This window comes from Stenotrophomonas sp. SrG (genome assembly GCF_050031795.1).
Classification (GTDB): domain Bacteria; phylum Pseudomonadota; class Gammaproteobacteria; order Xanthomonadales; family Xanthomonadaceae; genus Stenotrophomonas; species Stenotrophomonas rhizophila_A.
In genome coordinates this window covers 1-237 of the sequence record NZ_JBNBBE010001218.1, presented here as the reverse complement: position 1 = coordinate 237, position 237 = coordinate 1, and the positions used below count along the sequence as shown (strand labels likewise).

The 237-nt window shown below is 69.6% G+C and carries 1 pseudogene; it reads right to left on the bottom strand.

The window, feature by feature from the left end:
- Positions 1-6: 6 nt before the first annotated feature.
- Positions 7-237 (bottom strand): annotated as a pseudogene (locus tag ACQG3P_RS23310) (LysR substrate-binding domain-containing protein); the annotation flags it as partial.

The following is a 237-nucleotide window of genomic DNA, read 5'->3' as shown; positions in this document are numbered from 1 at the left end:
TTACTGGGCGAGGTAGGCCGGGCTGGCCAATACGCGAAGGCGGCTGTGCGCGAGCGGGCGCGCGAGCAGGGTGGAATCGGCCAGCGGGCCAATGCGGATGGCGACGTCGGTGCGGCGTTCGAGCAGATCGATGGAGCGCTCGCTGCTGTTGAGCTCCAGCTGCACGTCCGGGTACAGCGCCCGGTACCCGGCAACCATCGGCGCGTTGACGTGCAGCACGAACGGGGTGGCCGCATC